Below are 19,849 nucleotides of genomic sequence, written 5' to 3' on the forward strand. Positions count from 1 at the left end.
CGTCGTCTCATTCTCCGGATCGTCCGTCCCCGTTGGTCACCGCTGCGAGGACACCGGGCAGCGCCCGGAGGAACGCGTCCACCTCCGCGTCACCGATGATCAGCGGCGGCATGAGCCGTACGACATCGGGGGCGGGCGCGTTGACCAGGAAGCCGGCATCCTGGGCCGCGCGCTGCACCTTGGCGGCGACGGCCTCGGTGAGCACGATACCCAGCAGCAGCCCCGCGCCACGGACATGGGAGACCAGCGGGTGTGCCAGCGCCTCGATTCCGTCCCGCAGCCGCTCGCCCAGCCGCTTCACCCGGTCGAGGGCGCCGTCGGCGCCGAGCGTGTCCAGGACGGCGAGCCCGGCCGCGCACGCCACCGGGTTCCCGCCGAAGGTGGTGCCGTGCTGACCGGGCGTCAGCAGGTCGGCGGCCGGGCCGAAGGCGACGGTGGCGCCGATGGGCAGACCGCCGCCGAGGCCCTTGGCGAGGGTGACGAGGTCGGGCAGCACGCCCTCGTGCTGCTGGTACGCGAACCAGGTGCCGGTGCGGCCCACCCCGGTCTGCACCTCGTCCAGGACCAGCAGGGTGCCGGTGGCCTCGGTGATCTCCCGGGCCGCCCGCAGATAGCCCTTGGGCGGGACGACCACGCCGTTCTCGCCCTGGATGGGCTCGATGACCACCAGCGCGGTCTCCTCGGTGACCGCGGCCCGCAGCGCCTCGGCGTCCCCGTACGGCACATGCGTCACCTCGCCCGGCAGCGGCCGGAAGGGCTCCTGCTTCTTGGGCTGGCCGGTGAGGGAGAGCGCGCCCATCGTCCGGCCGTGGAAGCCGCCTTCGGTGGCGACCATGTGGCCGCGCCCGGTCAGCCGGCCGATCTTGAAGGCGGCCTCGTTGGCCTCGGCGCCCGAGTTGCAGAAGAAGACCCGGCCGGAGCGCCCGAACAGCTCGGTCAGCCGCTCGGCGAGCGCCACCGGCGGCTCGGCGATGAACAGGTTGGAGACGTGGCCGAGCGAGGCGATCTGGCGGGACACGGCCTCGACGACGGCCGGGTGGCCGTGGCCGAGGGCGTTGACCGCGATACCGCCGACGAAGTCGGTGTACTCGGTGCCGTCCGCGTCCCACACCTTGGCGCCCGCGCCGCGCACCAGCGCCAGGCCCGGGGTGCCGTAGTTGTCCGTCATGACCCGCTGCCAGCGCTGGGCCAGCTCCTGACCGGTCACTGGGGTTCCCCCTGCTGCTTGTCGGGCACGACCATGGTGCCGATGCCCTCGTCCGTGAAGATCTCGAGAAGGATGGAGTGCGGGACCCGGCCGTCGATCACGCGCGCGGTGGTGACGCCGTTGCGCACGGCGAACAGACAGCCCTCCATCTTGGGGACCATGCCGCTGGAGAGGTCGGGCAGCAGCCGCTCCAGCTGGCTCGCGGTGAGCCTGCTGATGACCTCGTCGCTGTGCGGCCAGTCCTCGTACAGGCCCTCGACGTCGGTCAGGACCATCAGGGTCTCGGCGCCCAGCGCAGCCGCAAGAGCCGCAGCCGCCGTATCAGCATTGACGTTGTAGACATGTCCGTCGTCCTGGGAGCGGGCGATCGAGGAGATGACCGGGATCCGGCCGTCCTCCAGGAGGGCCTCGATGGCACCGGTGTCGATCGCGGTGATCTCACCGACCCGGCCGATGTCGACGAGCTCGCCGTCGATCTCGGGCCGGTGCTGGGTGGCGGTTATCGTGTGCGCGTCCTCGCCGGTCATCCCGACGGCGAGCGGGCCGTGCTGGTTGAGCAGCCCGACGAGCTCGCGCTGGACCTGCCCGGCGAGCACCATCCGTACGACGTCCATGGCCTCCGGGGTGGTGACGCGCAGGCCCGCCTTGAACTCGCTGACCAGGCCGTGCTTGTCGAGCTGGGCGCTGATCTGGGGGCCGCCCCCGTGCACCACCACGGGCTTGAGCCCGGCGTGCCGCAGGAAGACGACGTCCTGGGCGAAGGCGGCCTTGAGCGCCTCGTCCACCATGGCGTTGCCGCCGAACTTGATGACGACGGTCTTCCCGTGGTGGCGGGTCAGCCAGGGCAGCGCCTCGATGAGGATGCGGGCCTTGGGGAGCGCGGTGTGCTTTCGCGTGCTCATGAGCTGTACGCGCTGTTCTCGTGGACGTAGTCGGCGGTGAGGTCGTTGGCCCAGATGACGACGGGCTCGGCGGTCCCGGCGGCGAGGTCGGCGGTGATACGGACCTCCCGGTAGCGCATGTCGACGAGGTCGCGGTCCTCGCCGAACGAGCCGTTCCTGCAGACCCAGACGCCGTTGATGGCGACGTTGAGCCGATCGGGCTCGAAGGCGGCGCCGGTGGTGCCGATGGCGGAGAGCACCCGGCCCCAGTTGGGGTCCTCGCCGTGGATGGCGCACTTGAGGAGGTTGTTGCGGGCGATGGAGCGCCCGACCTCGACGGCGTCCGCCTCGCTCGCGGCGTTCACCACCTCGATGCGGATGTCCTTGCTGGCGCCCTCGGCGTCGCCGATGAGCTGGCGTGCGAGGTCGTCGCAGACCGTCCGTACGGCCTCGGCGAACTCCGCGTACCCGGGCGTCACTTCGGAGGCGCCCGAGGCGAGCAGCAGCACGGTGTCGTTGGTGGACATACAGCCGTCGGAGTCGACCCGGTCGAAGGTGGTCCGGGTGGCCTCGCGCAGGGCGCGGTCCAGGACCGGGGCGTCCAGGTCGGCGTCGGTGGTGAGGACCACGAGCATGGTGGCCAGGCCCGGGGCGAGCATGCCGGCGCCCTTGGCCATGCCGCCCACCGTCCAGCCGCCTCGGGTGACGACGGACGTCTTGTGGACGGTGTCGGTGGTCTTGATGGCGATGGCGGCCTTCTCGCCGCCGTGCGCGGAGAGCTCGGCCGCGGCCTTCTCCAGGCCCGGCAGCAGCTTGTCCATCGGCAGGGTCACCCCGATGAGCCCGGTGGACGCGACGGCGACCTCGCCCGCGCTGTGCCCGTCGAGGACCTCGGCCGCCTTCTCGGCGGTGGCGTGGGTGTCCTGGAAGCCCTGCGGACCCGTACAGGCGTTGGCGCCACCGGAGTTGAGGACGACGGCGGTGACCGCGCCGCCCTTGAGGACCTGCTCGGACCACAGGACCGGGGCGGCCTTGACGCGGTTGGAGGTGAAGACGCCCGCGGCGGCTCGGCGCGGCCCGTTGTTGACCACCAGGGCCAGGTCCGGGTTGCCGTTCTCCTTGATCCCGGCGGCGATGCCCGCCGCCGTGAACCCCTTGGCTGCCGTCACGCTCACGGCGCAACTCCTGTCGTGGTCAGGCCCGTGGTCTCGTCGATCCCCAGGGCGATGTTCATGCTCTGCACCGCGGCGCCCGCGGTGCCCTTGGTCAGGTTGTCGACGGCGGCGACCACCACGATCCGGTGGGCGCTCTCGTCGTACGCGACCTGGATCTGCACGGCGTTGGAGCCGTACACGGACGCGGTGGCGGGCCACTGCCCCTCGGGGAGCAGATGGACGAACGGCTCGTCGGCGAACGCCTTCTGGTACGCCGCCCGCACGGCCTCCCCGGTGACCCCCGGCCTCGCCTTGGCGGAGCAGGTGGCGAGGATGCCCCGGGGCATGGGGGCGAGGGTCGGCGTGAAGGAGACGGTGACCCGCTCCCCGGCGGCCGCGCTCAGGTTCTGGATCATCTCCGGGGTGTGCCGGTGGCCGCCGCCGACGCCGTACGGCGACATCGACCCCATCACCTCGCTGCCGAGCAGATGGGGCTTGGCCGCCTTGCCCGCGCCGGAGGTGCCGGAGGCGGCGACGATCACGGCCTCGGGCTCGGCCAGGCCGCTCCCGTACGCCGGGAACAGCGCGAGCGAGACGGCGGTGGGGTAGCAACCGGGGACCGCGATGCGCTTGGACCCCTCCAGCGCGGCGCGGCCGCCCGGCAGTTCGGGCAGCCCGTAGGGCCAGGTGCCGGCGTGCGGCGAGCCGTAGAACCTCTCCCAGTCGGCGGCGTCCTTCAGCCGGAAGTCGGCGCCCATGTCGACGACCAGCACGTCGTCACCGAGCTGCGCGGCGACGGCGGCGGACTGGCCGTGCGGCAGCGCCAGGAAGACCACGTCGTGGTCGCGCGCCAGCACCTCCACGGTGGTGGGCTCGAGCACCCGCCCGGCCAGCGGCAGCAGATGCGGCTGGAGCGCGCCGAGCCGCTGCCCGGCGTTGGTGTTCCCGGTCAGGGCGCCGATCTCGACGTCCGGGTGCGCGAGGAGCAGTCGCAGCAGCTCCCCGCCCGCATACCCGCTCGCCCCGGCCACTGCCGCTCGTACCGCCATCGAAGCCTCCTCGTCGATGGCATGACTATACGCAGCTATGCAGTTTTATGCAAAGGTCGTTTCCGCCCGCCCCCGGCCCGCCCTCAGTACCCCTTCGGCCGCACCAGCCCCGTCTCGTACGCGAAGACCGCGGCCTGGGTGCGGTCGCGCAGGGCGAGTTTCATCAGGATGCGGCTGACGTGGGTCTTCACCGTCTGCTCGGCCAGCAGGAGGCCGGCGGCTATCTCCGCGTTGGACAGACCCTGGGCGATCAGGGACAGGACCTCCGTCTCGCGCTCGGTCAGGGTGGCGACGCGGTCCTTGAGCGGGGCGCGGGGCGGGCCCGCCGTACGGGAGAACTCGGCGATCAGGCGCTTGGTGACGCCGGGCGAGAGCAGGGCGTCACCGGCCGCCACCACCCGGACCGCGTGGGCGAGTTCGGCGGCGGAGGCGTCTTTCAGGAGGAAGCCGGAGGCGCCCGCGCGCAGCGCCTCGTACACGTACTCGTCCAGGTCGAAGGTGGTCAGGATGAGGACCCTGACCGTGGCGCCGGCGGCCCCGGTGACACGGCGGGTGGCCTCGATGCCGCCGAGGCCGGGCATCCGGACGTCCATCAGGACCACGTCCGGGCCGAGCTCGGCGACCTTGGCCACCGCGTCCAGGCCGTCCACCGCCTGGCCGACCACCTCGAGGCCGGGTTCGGCGTCGAGCAGCACCGCCAGTCCCTGGCGGACCATCACCTGGTCGTCGGCGATCAGCACGCGGATGGTGGTCATGGGGTGTCCTCGGTGGCGTCGACGGCGGCGGTGCGGCCCGTGGGCAGGAGCGCGGTGACTTCGTAACCGCCCTCCGGGGTCGGCCCGGTGGCCAGTTCACCGCCCAGCATCGCAGCCCGCTCCCGCATCCCGAGCAGGCCGTGGCCGGTACCGGGCGAGGGCGCGGCGGCCCTGGTGGGCGGGGAGTTGGTGACGCGGACGGTGAGCGTGGCCGACTGGTAGCCGATCGCCACGCGCACGGCCGCCCCGGGCGCGTGCCGCATCGCGTTGCTCAGCGCCTCCTGGACGATGCGGAAGGCCGAGAGCCCGACGCCCGGGGAGAGCGGGCGCGGCTCGCCGACGGTCTCGGCGGTGACCTCCAGGCCGGCGCCGCGCACGTTGTCGAGCAGCTCGCCGAGCCGGTCGAGGGTGGGCTGCGGGGCGTGCCGGGAGCCCTCGGCCCCCGGGTCCGCCGAGCGCAGCACGCCCAGCACCCGGCGCAGCTCGGTGAGCGCCTGGACGGCGTTCTCGCGGATGCCCGCCAGGTTCTCGGTGAGCTCCGGGGTCGGGTCGGTCACCAGGTGCGGGGCCACCTGGGCCTGGATGGAGATCACCGACATGTGGTGGGCGACCACGTCGTGCAGCTCGCGGGCGATCCGGCCGCGCTCCTCCAGGAGGGTGCGCCGGGCCCGCTCCTCGGCGGTGAGCCCCTCCTGCTCAGCGAGGCGGGAGCGGGCCACCCGGCTGACGCGCTGCGAGGCCCCCACCGCCACGGCGGTCGCGAAGGCCACGGCGGCCCGGCCGACGACCTCGTTGTGGCCGCGGTCCGACAGGGCGAGGCCGAGCAGCCCGGACCCGACGGTGACGGCCAGGGCGGTGGCCGCGGCCACGGGGCGGACCCGCAGCGAGAGGAGCAGCAGCACCAGGGTGTGCAGCGCGATGCCGCCCACGCCCCACGGCCACGCCCGGTCCGGGCCGGCGGTGGTGTCCACGAGCTCCCCGGAGACGAACATCGCGGCCGTGGAGAGCCACCAGGCGGGCACCGGCCGGGAGAGCGCCATGACGACGGCCCCCGCCTGCGCCACCGCGCACACCGCGACGGCCGCCCCGGCCGACCCCGCCGCGCTGGTGGACTCGGCCCCGGCGGCGATCCCCACGCCGAGCGCGAACAGCGCCGCGTGGACGTGCGGCAGCCAGCCGAGCACACCGCGCGGCAGCGGATCCCGCGCCACCGTCCACAGCTCCCGGCGCACCCCGAGCGCCCCCGCCCGTACGCCCGCCACCAGCCGTTCCACGTCCACCCGACCCTCCCCTGTCGATCCCGCTCACCCTAGGCAGGCGGCAGCACCGAAGGTATGGATCACGGGCCGTGGCCCGCATCGGACCGGGGAGGGGCCTTCCGCGTAGCTCTCAGGTACTACGGGTAGGGGTGCGGATCATCAGGACGAGGAGGCTCCCGTGGGGGAGAACAAGCGGCTCATGCTGGCCGGTGAGTGGTATCTGCCCGACGACCCCGAGCTGGCCGCCGACACCGAACGCCGGATCGCGCGCTGCGCCGCCTACAACGCGGCGGGCGGCGCCCCTTCCGCCGAACGGCACAAGCTGCTGTCCGAGCTGCTGGGCGAGGTCGACGAGACCGTACGGGTGCGACCGCCGTTCCACTGCGACTTCGGCTACAACATCAGCATCGGCGCCGGTACGTTCGTGAACTTCGGCGCGGTCTTCCTGGACACCGGCCGGATCACCGTCGGCAGGGACGTCCAGATCGGCCCGAACGTCCAACTCCTCACCCCCACCCACGAACTGGACGCCGACCGCCGCCGCCAGGGCTGGGAGAAGGCGGAGCCGGTGACGATCGGGGACAACGTGTGGCTGGGCGGCGGGGTGATCGTCTGCCCCGGGGTGAGCATCGGGGCGAACACGGTGGTGGGAGCGGGTTCAGTGGTCACCCGCGACCTCCCGAACGGGGTCCTGGCAGTGGGCAACCCGGCAAGGGCGACCCGACAACTCGGGTAGAGCCCCACCCGCTCAGGGGCGCGGGGAACTGCGCGAGAAGCGACCACAACCCGCAGACGAGAACGGGTTTAGGGGCGCGGGGAACTGCGCGAGCAACCACCCACACACCCGCAGACAAAGCCCGGGCACCGGTCACCCCACCTCGTCGCACGCCACGCGCAGCCTCCGCACCCCCTCCTCGATCTCCGCCCGCCCCGCGACGCCCGCGAAGCACAGCCGCAGGTGCGCGGCGGGCGGCTCGGCGCTGAAGTACGGGCGGCCGGGCGCGACGGCGACCCCGGCGCGCAGGGCCGCCGCGGCGACCGCGCCCTCCGGCGTGCCGTCCGGCAGCCGCAGCCAAAGGTGGTAGCCGCCCCGGGGCAGATGCGGCACGTCCAGTTCGGGCAGGTGGCGGGCCAGGGCGGTCGCCATGGCCTGCCGGCGGTCCCCGAGCTCCTGGGAGACCGACCGCAGATGGCGGGGCCAGGCCGGGGAGCCGACCAGCTCCAGGGCCGTCTCCTGGAGCGGGCGCGGTACGAAGAAGCTGTCGACGACCTGGATCGCGCGCAGCCGTTCCAGGACCGGGCCGCGCGCGGCCAGCGCGCCGACGCGCAGACTGGGCGAGGTCACCTTGGTGAGCGAGCGGACGTGGACGACCACGCCGTCCGGGTCGTCGGCGGCCAGCGGCGCGGGCAGCGGGCCGGCGTCCGCGTGGACGAGCAGCCGGGCGAAGTCGTCCTCGACGACGAACGCCCCGAACTCCCGCGCCACCCCGAGCACCTGGGCCCGCCGGGCCGGGGAGAGCACCGCGCCCGTCGGGTTCTGGAAGAGCGGCTGGCTGACCAGGACGCGGGCACCGGTGGCCCGGAAGGCGGCCGCGAGCAGGTCCGGGCGCACCCCGTCGGTGTCGGCCGGGACCGGCACCGGCCGCAGCCCGGAGGCGCGGGCCACCGCGAGCATGCCGGGGTAGGTCGGCGACTCCACCAGGACCGGCGCGCCGGGCGCCGCGAGCGCGCGCAGCGCCGTGGTGAGGGCGGACTGGCCGCCGGCGCAGACCAGCACCTCGGCGGCGGTGACCGTGCCGCCGATCTCGCGCGCGAACCAGTCGCGCAGTTCGGTCAGCCCGTCGGTGGGCGGGCGCCCCCAGGCGCCGGGGCGGCGGCCGGCCCGGGCCAGGGCGGCGGCCATCGCGCGCTCCGGCTGGAGGGCGGGCGCGAGGTAGCCGCCGTTGAACTCGATCACCCCGGTCGGGGGCGCGGCGAGGGTGGCGAGGACCCCGGAGGCGTCGACCGCGCGCGGCACGGCCTCGGTGGCGCCGTCGGCGCTGAGCGAGACCTCCTGCCAGGAGGTGTCGCCGGGGCGGGCGGCGGGCGTACGGGGCTCGGCGCGGAAGGCGCCCGCGCCGGGCCGGGTGACCACGAGGCCTTCGGCGGCGAGCCGGGCCAGCGCCCGCGACACGGTCACCGGCGAGACGCGGTACTGCTCGACCAGCGCCCTGCTCGACGGCAGCTTTCCTCCTACGGAGTAGCGGTTGAGCTCCCCTTTGAGGATGGTCGCCAGCTCGGCCACACTGCTACGCTCTTGCATGACAGCACAGGATAGCGCTACTACCCGGACGACGATAGCGGTCGAGGACTCCCCGACCCGTACGGCACCGGGCCGTGAGGCACCGGGCCGTGAGACGGACGTCCGGACGGCGCCTACCCGTACGACAACCGGCCGTACGACATCCGCACGTACGACGTCCGCCCGCGCCACGGCCGCCGGGCCGCTCGCGCCCGCCGCCTCCCGGCAGGGCGCGCTCCTCGCCGGGCTCGGTGTCGTCGCCTTCTCGCTGACCTTCCCCGCCACCGCCTGGGGCCTGGAGAGCTTCGGCCCGTGGTCGCTGGTCGCCGTGCGCAGTCTGCTCGCCGGGCTGATCGCGGGCGCCTTCCTGCTGGTGGGCCGGGTGAAGCTGCCCGAGCGGCGGCACTGGGCCGGGCTCGCCGTGGTCGCGGCCGGGACCGTGGTCGGCTTCCCGCTGCTGACCACCCTCGCCCTGCGGACCTCCACGACCTCCCACGCGGCGGTCGTGGTGGGCCTGCTGCCGCTGACCACGGCCGCGCTCTCCGCGCTGCGGACCGGCCGCCGCCCGTCGCGCGCCTTCTGGACGGCGGCGCTGGCCGGGGCCGGGGTGGTGGTCGCCTTCACCGTGCAGCAGAGCGGCGGCGCCCTCTCCACCGGCGACCTCTACCTCTTCGCGGCGCTCCTCGTCTGCGCCGCCGGGTACACCGAGGGCGGGCGGCTGGCCCGGGTGATGCCGGGGTGGCAGGTGATCGGCTGGGCGCTGATCCTCACCCTGCCGCTCGCCGCGCTCGGCTCGGCGGTCGCGCTCGCCGCCGAACCGGTCCACCTCGGCGCGCACGGCGTCCTCGGCGTGCTGTGGGTGGCGGCCGGGTCGCAGTTCTTCGGGCTGTACGTCTGGTACCGCGGTATGGCCGTGATCGGGGTGCCCCGGGCCAGCCAGCTCCAGCTGGCGCAGCCGCTGCTCACCCTGGTCTGGGCGGTGCTGCTGCTCGGCGAGCACCTCTCCCCCGCCGCCCCGCTGGCCGCCGCGGGCGTGCTCGTCTGTATCGCGGTGACCCAGCGCGCGGCGGCCTGAAACCGCCCCGGCCGGACCACCGGCGGCCCGCTCGCAGGGCCCAACCCGGGCTCTGCGCCCTAGAATGGGGGCCATGCGAGCGAGCGTGGGCGACCGGCTGCTGGTGCACGGCAGAACCGTCGGACAGCACGACCGGAGCGCGGAAGTCATCGAGGTGCTGGGTCCCGACGGGACCCCGCCGTACCGGGTCCGCTTCGACGACGGGCACGAGACCCTGATGTCCCCGGGTCCCGACACCGTCGTCAAGCACGTCACGGACGACTAGGCGGCGGCGTCACGGCCGCACCCGGCCCGGGTAGTGGTCCGCGACCACCCGGGCCATCGCGCCGATCCGGTCCTCGGCCACGTCCTTCGCCGAGAAGAAGCAGTGGCCGCGCACGGAGGGGTACTTCCGTGCGAGCGTGAGGTGGCGGGACAGCTCGGCCGGGTCCTGCCAGGCCGGGGGCTGGGCCGGGTTGCCCGCCTTGTAGAGGGCCTCGCCGATGATCAGCTGGGTGCCGCTGCCCCGGGCGACCGCGTCCCACCAGGGCACGAGCTTGGCGTAGTCGGCGGCCTGGAAGCCGATGTTCCAGTACACCTGCGGGCAGATGTAGTCGATCCAGTGCTCGCGCACCCACTTGCGGGTGTCCGCGTGCAGGTCGTCATAGGTCTGCACACCGGCCGTGGTGGGCGAGCCGAGCGGGTCGGTGGCGGCGTTGCGCCAGACCGCGAAGGGACTGATCCCGAACTTCACCCGTCTGGCAGTCTGCTTGATCCGGGCCGCCGTCTCGCGTACCAGCCTGTCGATGTTGTCGCGGCGCCAGGCGGCCCGGTCGGGGAAGCCGGCGCCGTACCGGGCGTAGGCGTCGTCGTCCGCGAAGGCCTGCCCGGCCACCGGGTACGGATAGAAGTAGTCGTCCCAGTGCACCGCGTCCACGTCGTAGCGCGCGACCGCGTCCAGCATCGCGTCCTGCACGAAGTGGCGGACCTCGGGGATCCCCGGGTTGTAGTAGAGCTTTCCGCCGTACGCCACGACCCAGTCGGGGTGCAGCCGCGCGGGGTGGGTCGGCACCAGTCTGCTGGGGTCGGTGTGGTTGGCCACCCGGTACGGGTTGAACCAGGCGTGCAGTTCGAGGCCGCGCCGGTGGGCCTCGCGGACCGCCGTGCCCAGCGGGTCCCAGCCCGGGTCCTGGCCCTGGACACCGCTCAGGTACTGGCTCCACGGCTCGTACGGCGAGGCCCACAGGGCGTCGGCGGTGGGGCGGACCTGGAGCGCCACCACGTTCAGGCGCAGGGCGGCGGCCCGGTCGAGGTGGGCCAGCAGCTCCGCCTGCTGTCTCTCCGGGGGCAGACCTGGTTGTGAGGGCCAGTCGAGGTTGGACACCGTGGCGAGCCAGGTGCCGCGGAACTCCAGCGGTCGCGGCGGGTTCCACGGGCGGCCCGGACCGGGCGTCGCCAGGGCCCCGGGCGCACCCTCCGCGGCTCCGGCCGCACCCGCTGTGACCAGCCCGTTCATCGCGCCGGCCGTGCCGGCCGCCAATGGTGCGGCCAGCAGTCCCCGCCGAGTGATCCGTCCCACTTGATGACCCCCTCGTCGCCTCGAATGTCCGGTGTTGCGCACAGCATGCCCGCCCCACCCCGTGATCCACACGCAGGCGCGGAGTAACGTCGTGGGCCGGGACGGGCGCCGGAATCACACGGGGGACCCGCCAGGACTTTTCTGTAGCGAAAGGCACGATGTGACCGACATCGAACGCGTCGGAGTGGTGGGCTGCGGCCAGATGGGGGCCGGCATCGCGGAGGTCTGCGCCCGCAGCGGCCTGGACGTGAAGGTCGCCGAGACCACCGGCGAGGCCCTGGAGATCGGCCGTACCCGGCTGCACAACTCCCTTTCGAAGGCCGCCGAGCGCGGCAAGATCACCGAGGAGGAGCGGGACGCGACGCTCGCCCGCCTCAGCTTCACCACCGACCTCGGCGAGTTCGCCGACCGCGATCTGGTCATCGAGGCCGTCGTCGAGAACGAGCAGGTCAAGACCGAGATCTTCCAGGTCCTCGACCAGGTGGTGACCCGCCCGGACGCGATCCTGGCCTCCAACACCTCCTCCATCCCGCTGGTGAAGCTCGCGGTCGCGACCTCCCGGCCAGACCAGGTCATCGGCATCCACTTCTTCAACCCGGCCCCGGTGCAGAAGCTCGTCGAGCTGATCCCGGCCCTCACCACCTCCGAGGGCACCCTCAGCCGGGCCCAGGCCATGGTGGAGAAGGTCCTCGGCAAGCACGCGATCCGCGCCCAGGACCGCTCGGGCTTCGTGGTCAACGCCCTCCTCATCCCGTATCTGCTCTCCGCGATCCGGATGTTCGAGTCGGGCATCGCCAGCCGCGAGGACATCGACAACGGCATGGAGCTGGGCTGCGCCCACCCGATGGGCCCGCTCAAGCTGTCCGACCTCATCGGCCTGGACACGGTCGCCTCGGTGGCGGACTCGATGTACGACGAGTTCAAGGAGCCGCTGTACGCGGCGCCGCCGCTGTTGCAGCGCATGGTGGACGCGGGCCGCCTGGGCCGCAAGACCGGCTCCGGGTTCTACACGTACGCCTGAGCACGTCGAGCACTTCTGTCGCCGGGCCCGGCTCCTCTCTGTGAGGGCCGGGCCCGCCGCGTTCACACCGGGTGTGCGCGGCGAGCCCGCATATGCTCTTCGCACACTCTCCCGCCCCTGGGGCAAGGCGAGTTGACTCCTTGGCGAAAAGTCAATGGCGATCAGCCACAACGACGAAGGAGCCTCGCCGTGCCGAGCGACCCCGGCCTACCGATGGCCGTCGACGAACTGTTCGAGTTACGCCGTTCCCTGGAAGTGGGCCTGGCCCGCATAGACGGGCAGCTGACGCTGCTCACCCACCGCGACGACCAGAGCGAACGCGAGCTGACCGAGCTGGGCGTGCGGGTGGCGTCCCTGGAGCACACGAGGTGGCCGCTGCCCGCGCTCACGGTGCTCACCGCCCTGGGCGCGCTGACCGTGGCGATCTGGCAGGCGCTGGGGCGGTGAGCTCGGTGCGAACCGTGGACTAGCCGTCGCCGAGCCGCAGATGGTGCAGGAGCAGGAGTCCGGCCGCCATGTTGGCGGCCGGGACCTCGCCTCGGGCGATCATGTCGGGTACCAGCTTGAGCGGTATCCACTCGCGCCGCGACGACTCGAAGTCGTCCTCGGGGTGGCCGATGTACTCGGCCGACTCCGACCAGTAGAGGTGGTGCCGGGCGTCGATGAGCCCGTTGGCGGGCTCGACGGTGAGGAGATGGCGCAGCGGGCCCGGCCGCCACCCCGTCTCCTCCTCCATCTCGCGGGCGGCGGCGTCCGCGATGTCCTCGCCGTCCTCGACGACTCCGGCGGCCAGCTCCCAGCCCCAGCTGTCGGTGATGAAGCGGTGCCGCCACAGCAGCAGCACCTCGTTGGCCTCGTTGACGGCGGTCGCCACGGCGACCGGGCGCAGCCTGATCAGGAAGTGGTCCAGATGCCGTCCGTCCGGGAGGACGACATCGGCGAGATTGACGCGGAACCAGCGGTTCTCATAGACAGTTTGTTCACTCAGGTTCGTCCACTGCACGTTTTTGCCACCTTCCGACAAGAGGATGGCAATATCGCAGCAGGCACGCGCTCACAGGGGAACGCGCAGTGCCCCGTCGATCAGCTCGGCGGCTTCGTCGGCGCCGGCGCAACCGCTCTCGACCAGATGCTCGCGTACGACGCGCAGCCGGTCGCGCAACCGCTGCGACTCCATCCCCCGGGCCCGCTCGGCCATCTCGACCGCCGTCGCGACGGCCCGGTCCGCCTCGCCCTGCCGGAGCTCGATCTGCGCGAGCATCGCCAGGCGGTGCACCCTGCCCCGGTCGTGCGAGGGGGCGTGCGCCGCCAGTCCCGCCTGCTCGCGCGCGGCCGGCAGATCGCCGAGCCGCAGCAGGGCCTCCGCCACCTGGACGTTGACCAGGCCCGGCTGGACGTAGCCGGTCTCGGCGGGTTCGTTCTTCGGCCGGATCCGCTCGGCAGCGCGCTCGGCGCCGCGCACCGCGCCGAGCGCGCTGCGCCCGTCGCCGAGGTGCGCGTACGCCTTGGCCTGCATCGCGTGCAGATCGGCGGCCAGCGCGGGGGTGAGCTGGTGGCCCGCCGCCCGTAGCGCCGCCTCCGCGAAGGCGACCGCCTGGCGGTAGTCGCGCATGAACAGCGACTGGTTGACCAGCAGCGCGATCACATAGGCGCCGAGCCCCCGGTCCCCGCTCGCCTTCGCGAGGCGCAGCGCCTGGTGGAAGTAGCGCTGGGCCAGCCCCTGGGCGTTGGAGTCGTACGCGCAGATCCCGGCGATCGCGACCAGGCCCCCGGTCGCCCGGTGCAGCTGACGGCCGGTCGCGTCGGTGTAGCAGCCGCGCAGCAGCGGCGCCGTCTCGGAGTTGAGGAAGCCCACGATGCGCGAGCGGGTGGCGATGCCGCCCGCCTTGCGGTACATCAGCTCGTAGTGCGCGCGGGCCGCCCGCAGCGTCTCGATGTCGCTCTCGCTCACCGCGGTCTGGCCGTGCCGGGACACATCGGTGTCCTCCGGCGGGTTCTCCCACTCCCACACCGGCATCACGGCCGGGGTGCCGGTGACGGCGGGAGCGCCCAGTATGTGCGGGCGCTGCTGCTCGTCGGAGCGCCACAGCGCGGTGGCGCGCTCGACGAACCCGGCGAGCGGCGAGCCCACCGGCGCGGCCGGCTCGCCCGGCACTCCGAGCCCGATGTCGTCGAGGGTGACCGGCCGGTGCAGCCGCACCGCGAGCACCTCGCAGATCAGGTCCGGCACCTGGCCGCGCGGCCGCTGGCCCTTCAACCACCGGGCCACCGCGGTGTGTTCGTACTTCAGTGCCAGGCCTCTGGCGCGGCCGGCCTGGTTCACATGGGCCGCGAGCCCGGCGTTCGAGATGCCGGCCTCGTCGACCAGCGCGTCGAGCAGGGTATTGGGCTGCATCAGGCCCTCCGTTGGCTCGGTGCGCCCAGCGTAGACGAGGCGCGTTCACACGGGGTGTGAAGGGAGTGCTCGCATTTATGCGCCGCGCACTCTGCCGCGGCGCGACCGCTGCCGATTGACTGAACTGCCTCTCCACAGAGGCGTGCCGGGCCGCCGGCTCCCCCTCGTACAGTGCGGCGGCCCGCTCCCGGCGCCGCCGGTCCTGCCGAACTGCCCGTCACTCCGCGGCAGGGCCGACGGCGCACACCGCGCCTCAGTGCCGTGCCTGCGCGGTCCGAACGGCTCCGGGACGCGCGGGCACGCGCACCCGGTCGTTGCGCAGCACCATCAGCGCCACGTCGTCGGCGAGCCGTCCGCCGGTGTGTCGCAACAGCTCCCGCTGTACGCAGTGGACCACTGCTGCGGGGGACAGCGGGGTGTCAAGGGCCGCCCGGGCGAGTACTTCCTGCAGCCGGAAGAACCGCCCGGAGCGGTCCCTGGCGTCCTCGGCGCCGTCCGTGTGCACACAGAGCGCCTCGCCCGGCAGCAGCCGGGTGCAGCGGTGCAGCGGCAGTTCGGCGGGGAGCGGGAAGGAGCCGAGCGGCGGCAGCGGGTCGCCGGGCAGCAGCGCCTCGGCGCCGCCGCACAGCCGATAGGGCCAGGGGTGGCCGCAGTTGAGGGCGAGCACCAGCCCGTCGGCGCGGATCTCCAGGAGCAGTACGGTGACGAACTCCTCGGCGAGCGGACTCTCCGGCTCGCCCGGGCAGCAGGCCGGGTGCTCGGCGCGGGCCCGCTCGCGCAGATGCCGTTGCAGCGCCCGGTCCAGCCGCCGCAGCACACCGGCCAGGTCCGGCTCGTCGTGCGCGGCCTCCCGGAAGCTGCCGAGCAGCGCCGCGACCGCGCCGAGCGAGCCGAGGCCGTGGCCGCGCACATCGCCCATGACGACCCGCACCCCGTACGGCGTGGCGATCACCTCGTACAGATCGCCGCCGACCACCGCGCCCTCGCCCGCGCAGAGCTGCCCGGCGGCCACCGCGAGCCCGTCGACGCGGGGCGGCGGCGGGCGCAGCAGGACCCGCTGGGCGGCGTCGGCGACCTCCTGGACCTGCCGCAGCTCCCGCGCCGCGCCCAGCCGTACGCCGTGCACCAGACAGGCCACCGCGATCAGGAAGGCCGCGCAGGTGGCGATCCGCAGGCCCATGGACTCGTCGGTGGCGAGCGGGCAGGTCAGCTGCCAGACGACGACCAGGGCCAGCCAGAGAAGGGGCAGGGCCAGAGCGAGACCCCGGCCCGTCCCGAGGGCCCGCGCACAGACCGCCGGCCAACTCCTGGTACGGATCATGCCGTCGGCCCCCCTAGGCCTCTGCGCTCCCCTGCGCCTGTCACCCCTGCACCGGCCATCACGGCCGGATTGATTCTTTCTGCGGTCCGCCCCTTTTTGCGTACCTCGCTCCCCGTTCTCACCCGAACGAGTGAGGAGGGTGGGGTTCCCGGAGGGGGCGCTTCGGGCAGGGGCGGGAAGGGCGGAAGGGCGCATCCGGGGATCCGGATGCGCCCTTCCGTGGTCGTGCCGCGGGGAGTTACGCCCCGCGCAGCACCGCGCCCGTGCGCTCGGCGGCCAGGGCCACCGCCGCGTCGCGGGCGGCCGAGGCCTCCTCGACGGTCAGCGTGCGGTCGGGGGCGCGGAAGCGCAGCGCGTACGCCAGCGACTTCTTGCCCTCGCCGAGCTGCTCGCCGGTGTAGACGTCGAACAGCCGGATGGACTCCAGCAGTTCACCGGCGCCGCCGCGCAGGAAGTACTCGACCACGGCGGCCGGGACCTCGTTGTCGACGACCAGCGCCACGTCCTGGGTGGCCACCGGGAAGGTGGAGATGCGCGGCGCCCACAGGGTGCCCTCCCCCGCCTTCGCCAGCACGTCCAGGTCGAGCTCCATGGCGCAGGTGCGCTCGGGCAGGCTCAGCGCCTTGACCACCCGCGGGTGCAGCTCGCCCGCGTGGCCGATGACGACGATCTCGCTGTCGACGACGACGGCGAGCTCGGCGCAGCGGCCGGGGTGCCACGGCCCGTACTGGCCCTGCTGGACGATGAGTTCGGCGCCGGCCTCGCGGGCCAGGGTCCGGGCGGCCTCGACCGCGTCGGCCCAGTTCGCCGGGCGGCCCTTGCCCCACCAGCCGGCCTGCTCGCGCGCACCGGCGATGACCACGGCCGCGTGCCGGGGCTGCGCGGGCAGCACGGCGTCGAGCGCGGCGATCTCCTCGTCGGTGGGGCGGCGGTCGACGGGCAGCCGGACGGCGACGCCCTGCTGCTCGCCGGGCTGGAAGACCAGACCGGTCTCGAAGAGCGCCAGGTCGTGGCTGCCGCGGCCATCGTTGCGGCGCAGCGCGGTGAGCAGGCCCGGCAGCAGCGTGGTGCGCAGCGCCGGCTCCTCGTCGTTGAGCGGGTTGACCAGCTTCACGACGCGGCGGGCCGGGTCGCCGGCCTCCAGGCCCAGCTGGTCGAAGACCTGCTCGGAGACGAACGGGTAGTTCGGCGCCTCCACGTAGCCGGCCCCGGCGAGCGCGCGGCCCACCCGGCGGTGCAGCCGCTGCCGCTCGGTCAGACCGCGGCCGGCGGGCGGCTTCGGCAGGGTGGAGGGGAGGTTCTCGTACCCCTCCAGCCGGATGACCTCCTCGGCGAGGTCGTTCGGCTCGGTGAGGTCGGGGCGCCAGGAGGGCACGGTGACCACGAGCTCGTCCTGCCCGTAGACGTCGCAGCCGATCTCCTGGAGGCGGCGCACGACCGTCTCGCGGCCGTACTCGACGCCCGCCACCTTGTCCGGGTGGTCGGCGGCGACCGCGATGGTGCGCGGCGCGGACGGCGCGATGACCTCGGTGACACCGGCCTCGGCGGTGCCGCCCGCGAGCAGCACCAGCAGGTCGACGGTCCGCTGGGCGGCCGCCGAGGCGGCCTGCGGGTCGACACCGCGCTCGAAGCGCTTGGACGCCTCGGAGGTCAGCTTGTGGCGGCGCGCGGTACGGGCGATGGCGACCGGGTCGAAGTGCGCGGCCTCGATGACCACCTCGGTGGTGCCCCGGACCTGCCCGGTCTCGGGGTCGGTGACCGAGTCGGCGATCTCCGTGTTGGCGCCGCCCATCACCCCGGCCAGGCCGATCGGGCCCCGGTTGTCGGTGATGACCAGGTCGGCGGCGTCCAGCTTGCGCTTGGCGCCGTCGAGCGTGGTGAGCACCTCGCCGGCCTCGGCGCGGCGCACCCCGATCGGACCGTCGACCAGCGAGCGGTCGTAGGCGTGCAGCGGCTGGCCGAGCTCGATCATCACGTAGTTGGTGACGTCGACGGCGAGCGAGATCGGCCGCATGCCGGCCTTCTGCAGACGGCGCTGGAGCCAGATCGGGGAGCGGGCCTCGGGGTCGAGGCCGACCACGGTGCGCGCGGTGAAGCGGTCGCAGCCGATCGGGTCGGCGATCTTCACCTGGTAGCCGTACGAGTTGGGCGCGGGCACGTCGAGCAGCGCCGGGTCGCGCAGCGGCAGGCCGTACGCGATGGCGGTCTCGCGGGCCACCCCGCGCATGGACAGGCAGTCGCCGCGGTTGGCGGTCACCGCGATGTCCAGGACCTCGTCGACGAGCTCCAGGAGCTCGATGGCGTCGGTGCCGGCCTCGTGCTCGGGCGGCAGGACGATGATGCCGCCGCTGCCGTCGTCGCCCATGCCCAGCTCGTCGCCGGAGCAGATCATGCCGTGCGAGGTCCTGCCGTACGTCTGGCGCGCGGCGATGGCGAAGTCGCCGGGCAGCACGGCGCCGGGGAGCACCACGACGACCTTGTCGCCGACCTGGAAGTTGCGCGCGCCGCAGACGATCTCCTGCGGCTCGCCGGTGCCGTTGGCGCTGCCGACGTCGACCGTGCAGAAGCGGATGGGCTTCTTGAAGCCCTCCAGCTCCTCGATGGTCAGCACCTGGCCGACGACCAGGGGGCCCTTGAGGCCGGCGCCGAGCTGCTCGACGGTCTCGACCTCGAGGCCGGCGGAGACGAGCTTGGCCTGGACGTCACGGCCGGTCTCCGTCGCCGGCAGGTCGACGTACTCCCGCAGCCAAGAAAGCGGGACCCGCATCAGATCTCCATCCCGAACGGCCGGGTGAACCGGACGTCACCCTCGACCATGTCTCGCATGTCTTCGACGTTGTGGCGGAACATCAGCAGGCGTTCGATGCCGAAGCCGAAGGCGAATCCGCTGTACTTCTCGGGGTCGACACCGCAGGCGACGAGCACCTTCGGGTTGACCATGCCGCAGCCGCCGAGCTCGATCCAGCCCTCGCTGGAGCAGGTGCGGCAGGGGCGGTCGGGGTTGCCGACGGACTCGCCGCGGCAGACGTAGCAGACCATGTCCATCTCGGCGGACGGCTCGGTGAACGGGAAGAAGTTCGGCCGCAGCCGGGTCTTCATGTCCTGTCCGAAGAGCGACTGGACCATGTGGTCCAGGGTGCCCTTGAGGTCCGCCATGGTCAGGCCCTCGTCGACGGCGAGCAGCTCGACCTGGTTGAAGACGGGGGTGTGCGTGGCGTCCAGCTCGTCCGTGCGGAAGACCCGGCCGGGGCAGATCACGTAGACCGGCGGCTCGCGGTCGATCAGCGAGCGGATCTGCACCGGGGAGGTGTGCGTGCGCAGCACCGTGCCGGAGTTCGCCGTGCCGTCGGCGGCCTGCACGAAGAAGGTGTCGGCCTCACCGCGGGCCGGGTGGTCCGGGCCGATGTTGAGCGCGTCGAAGTTGAACCACTCGGCCTCGACCTGCGGGCCCTCGGCCACCTCGTAGCCCATGGCCACGAAGATGTCCTCGATGCGCTCGGAGAGCGTGGTGAGCGGGTGGCGGGCGCCGGCCGGTACGCGGTCGTACGGCAGCGAGACGTCCACCGCCTCCTCGACCAGGACGCGCGCGTCGCGCTCGGCCTCCAGCTCGGCCTGGCGGGCGGCCAGCGCCTTGTTCACGGCGCCGCGGGCCATGCCCACGCGCTTGCCCGCCTCGGCCTTGGCCTGCGGCGGCAGGGCGCCGATCTCCCGGTTGGCGAGCGACAGGGGCGAGGTGCCACCGGCGTGCGCGGTCTTCGCGTGTGCGAGCGCGTCGAGATCACCGGCGGCGGCGAAGGCGGCGAGCGCCTCGTCCCGCATGCGCTCGATCTCTTCCGGTTTCAGTGCCTCGACCTCAACAGGGTCGTACGACTTATTGGGTGCCGACATCTCTT

Annotated in this window: 18 protein-coding genes; 5 read left to right on the forward strand and 13 right to left on the reverse strand. The window is 73.3% G+C overall.

The window, feature by feature from the left end; genetic code table 11:
- Window positions 1–7 precede the first annotated feature (7 nt).
- From ABD236_RS21245 to ABD236_RS21270, 6 genes are all read right to left on the reverse strand, one after another.
- The gene (locus ABD236_RS21245; protein WP_344075489.1) at window positions 8–1,207 is read right to left on the reverse strand and encodes an acetylornithine transaminase; all 1,200 of its coding nucleotides are present in this window, start codon (window positions 1,205–1,207) and stop codon (window positions 8–10) included.
- The gene (gene argB, locus ABD236_RS21250; protein ID WP_344075491.1) at window positions 1,204–2,109 is read right to left on the reverse strand and encodes an acetylglutamate kinase; all 906 of its coding nucleotides are present in this window, start codon (window positions 2,107–2,109) and stop codon (window positions 1,204–1,206) included. Before argB ends, ABD236_RS21245 begins: the two co-directional genes overlap by 4 nt.
- Window positions 2,106–3,263: a bifunctional glutamate N-acetyltransferase/amino-acid acetyltransferase ArgJ gene (gene argJ, locus ABD236_RS21255; protein ID WP_344075494.1), complete on the reverse strand. Its 1,158-nt coding sequence runs from the start codon at window positions 3,261–3,263 to the stop codon at window positions 2,106–2,108. Before argJ ends, argB begins: the two co-directional genes overlap by 4 nt.
- Complete coding sequence (argC, locus tag ABD236_RS21260; RefSeq protein ID WP_344075496.1) at window positions 3,260–4,291, reverse strand: N-acetyl-gamma-glutamyl-phosphate reductase; 1,032 nt, start codon at window positions 4,289–4,291, stop codon at window positions 3,260–3,262. The genes argJ and argC overlap by 4 nt, the downstream gene beginning before the upstream one ends.
- Window positions 4,292–4,374: 83 nt before the next feature.
- Window positions 4,375–5,046, reverse strand: coding sequence for a response regulator (locus ABD236_RS21265; RefSeq protein ID WP_344075500.1), 672 nt, complete (start codon window positions 5,044–5,046; stop codon window positions 4,375–4,377).
- A complete protein-coding gene (locus tag ABD236_RS21270; RefSeq protein WP_344075503.1) occupies window positions 5,043–6,326 on the reverse strand; it encodes a sensor histidine kinase in 1,284 nt (427 codons plus the stop codon). Before ABD236_RS21270 ends, ABD236_RS21265 begins: the two co-directional genes overlap by 4 nt.
- A 157-nt stretch (window positions 6,327–6,483) precedes the next feature.
- Between ABD236_RS21270 and ABD236_RS21275 the strand changes: the two genes are divergently transcribed.
- On the forward strand, window positions 6,484–7,041 hold the full coding sequence (locus ABD236_RS21275) for a sugar O-acetyltransferase (protein WP_344075505.1): 558 nt from the start codon (window positions 6,484–6,486) through the stop codon (window positions 7,039–7,041).
- A 132-nt stretch (window positions 7,042–7,173) separates the two neighbouring features.
- Here ABD236_RS21275 and ABD236_RS21280 read toward each other — a convergent pair whose 3' ends face one another.
- Window positions 7,174–8,607 carry an aminotransferase-like domain-containing protein gene (locus ABD236_RS21280; protein ID WP_344075507.1) on the reverse strand — a complete coding sequence of 478 codons (1,434 nt, stop codon included), beginning with the start codon at window positions 8,605–8,607 and terminating at the stop codon, window positions 7,174–7,176.
- Here ABD236_RS21280 and ABD236_RS21285 point away from each other — a divergent pair.
- Both ABD236_RS21285 and ABD236_RS21290 read left to right on the forward strand, forming a co-directional pair.
- Window positions 8,606–9,661, forward strand: coding sequence for a DMT family transporter (locus ABD236_RS21285; RefSeq protein WP_344075509.1), 1,056 nt, complete (start codon window positions 8,606–8,608; stop codon window positions 9,659–9,661). The genes ABD236_RS21280 and ABD236_RS21285 overlap by 2 nt on opposite strands.
- Before the next feature lie 73 nt (window positions 9,662–9,734).
- Window positions 9,735–9,926 carry a DUF1918 domain-containing protein gene (locus ABD236_RS21290; RefSeq protein WP_344075512.1) on the forward strand — a complete coding sequence of 64 codons (192 nt, stop codon included), beginning with the start codon at window positions 9,735–9,737 and terminating at the stop codon, window positions 9,924–9,926.
- Between the two features lie 9 nt (window positions 9,927–9,935).
- Here ABD236_RS21290 and ABD236_RS21295 read toward each other — a convergent pair whose 3' ends face one another.
- Entirely contained in the window at window positions 9,936–11,219 is a 1,284-nt protein-coding gene (locus ABD236_RS21295) for a glycoside hydrolase family 10-like protein (protein ID WP_425543920.1), read from the reverse strand.
- A gap of 160 nt (window positions 11,220–11,379) precedes the next feature.
- On the opposite strand from ABD236_RS21295, the gene ABD236_RS21300 reads away from it, so the two are divergent.
- Together ABD236_RS21300 and ABD236_RS21305 are read left to right on the forward strand one after the other, a co-directional pair.
- Entirely contained in the window at window positions 11,380–12,240 is an 861-nt protein-coding gene (locus tag ABD236_RS21300; protein ID WP_344075514.1) for a 3-hydroxybutyryl-CoA dehydrogenase, read from the forward strand.
- Window positions 12,241–12,429: 189 nt separating this feature from the next.
- Window positions 12,430–12,687: a hypothetical protein gene (locus ABD236_RS21305; protein ID WP_344075516.1), complete on the forward strand. Its 258-nt coding sequence runs from the start codon at window positions 12,430–12,432 to the stop codon at window positions 12,685–12,687.
- A 19-nt stretch (window positions 12,688–12,706) separates the two neighbouring features.
- Here ABD236_RS21305 and ABD236_RS21310 read toward each other — a convergent pair whose 3' ends face one another.
- The 5 genes from ABD236_RS21310 to pheS form a co-directional block, all read right to left on the reverse strand.
- Entirely contained in the window at window positions 12,707–13,243 is a 537-nt protein-coding gene (locus ABD236_RS21310; protein ID WP_344075518.1) for an NUDIX hydrolase, read from the reverse strand.
- 51 nt (window positions 13,244–13,294) lie between these two features.
- Entirely contained in the window at window positions 13,295–14,635 is a 1,341-nt protein-coding gene (locus ABD236_RS21315) for an NsdA family TPR-like regulatory protein (protein WP_344075520.1), read from the reverse strand.
- Window positions 14,636–14,888: 253 nt separating this feature from the next.
- A complete protein-coding gene (locus tag ABD236_RS21320) occupies window positions 14,889–15,956 on the reverse strand; it encodes a PP2C family protein-serine/threonine phosphatase (protein WP_344075522.1) in 1,068 nt (355 codons plus the stop codon).
- 238 nt (window positions 15,957–16,194) lie between these two features.
- Window positions 16,195–18,723: a phenylalanine--tRNA ligase subunit beta gene (gene pheT, locus ABD236_RS21325; protein WP_344075524.1), complete on the reverse strand. Its 2,529-nt coding sequence runs from the start codon at window positions 18,721–18,723 to the stop codon at window positions 16,195–16,197.
- The gene (gene pheS / locus ABD236_RS21330; protein ID WP_344075526.1) at window positions 18,723–19,844 is read right to left on the reverse strand and encodes a phenylalanine--tRNA ligase subunit alpha; all 1,122 of its coding nucleotides are present in this window, start codon (window positions 19,842–19,844) and stop codon (window positions 18,723–18,725) included. The genes pheT and pheS overlap by 1 nt, the downstream gene beginning before the upstream one ends.
- Window positions 19,845–19,849 lie beyond the last annotated feature (5 nt).

Source organism: Streptomyces crystallinus, from assembly GCF_039521265.1.
Lineage (GTDB): Bacteria > Actinomycetota > Actinomycetes > Streptomycetales > Streptomycetaceae > Streptomyces > Streptomyces crystallinus.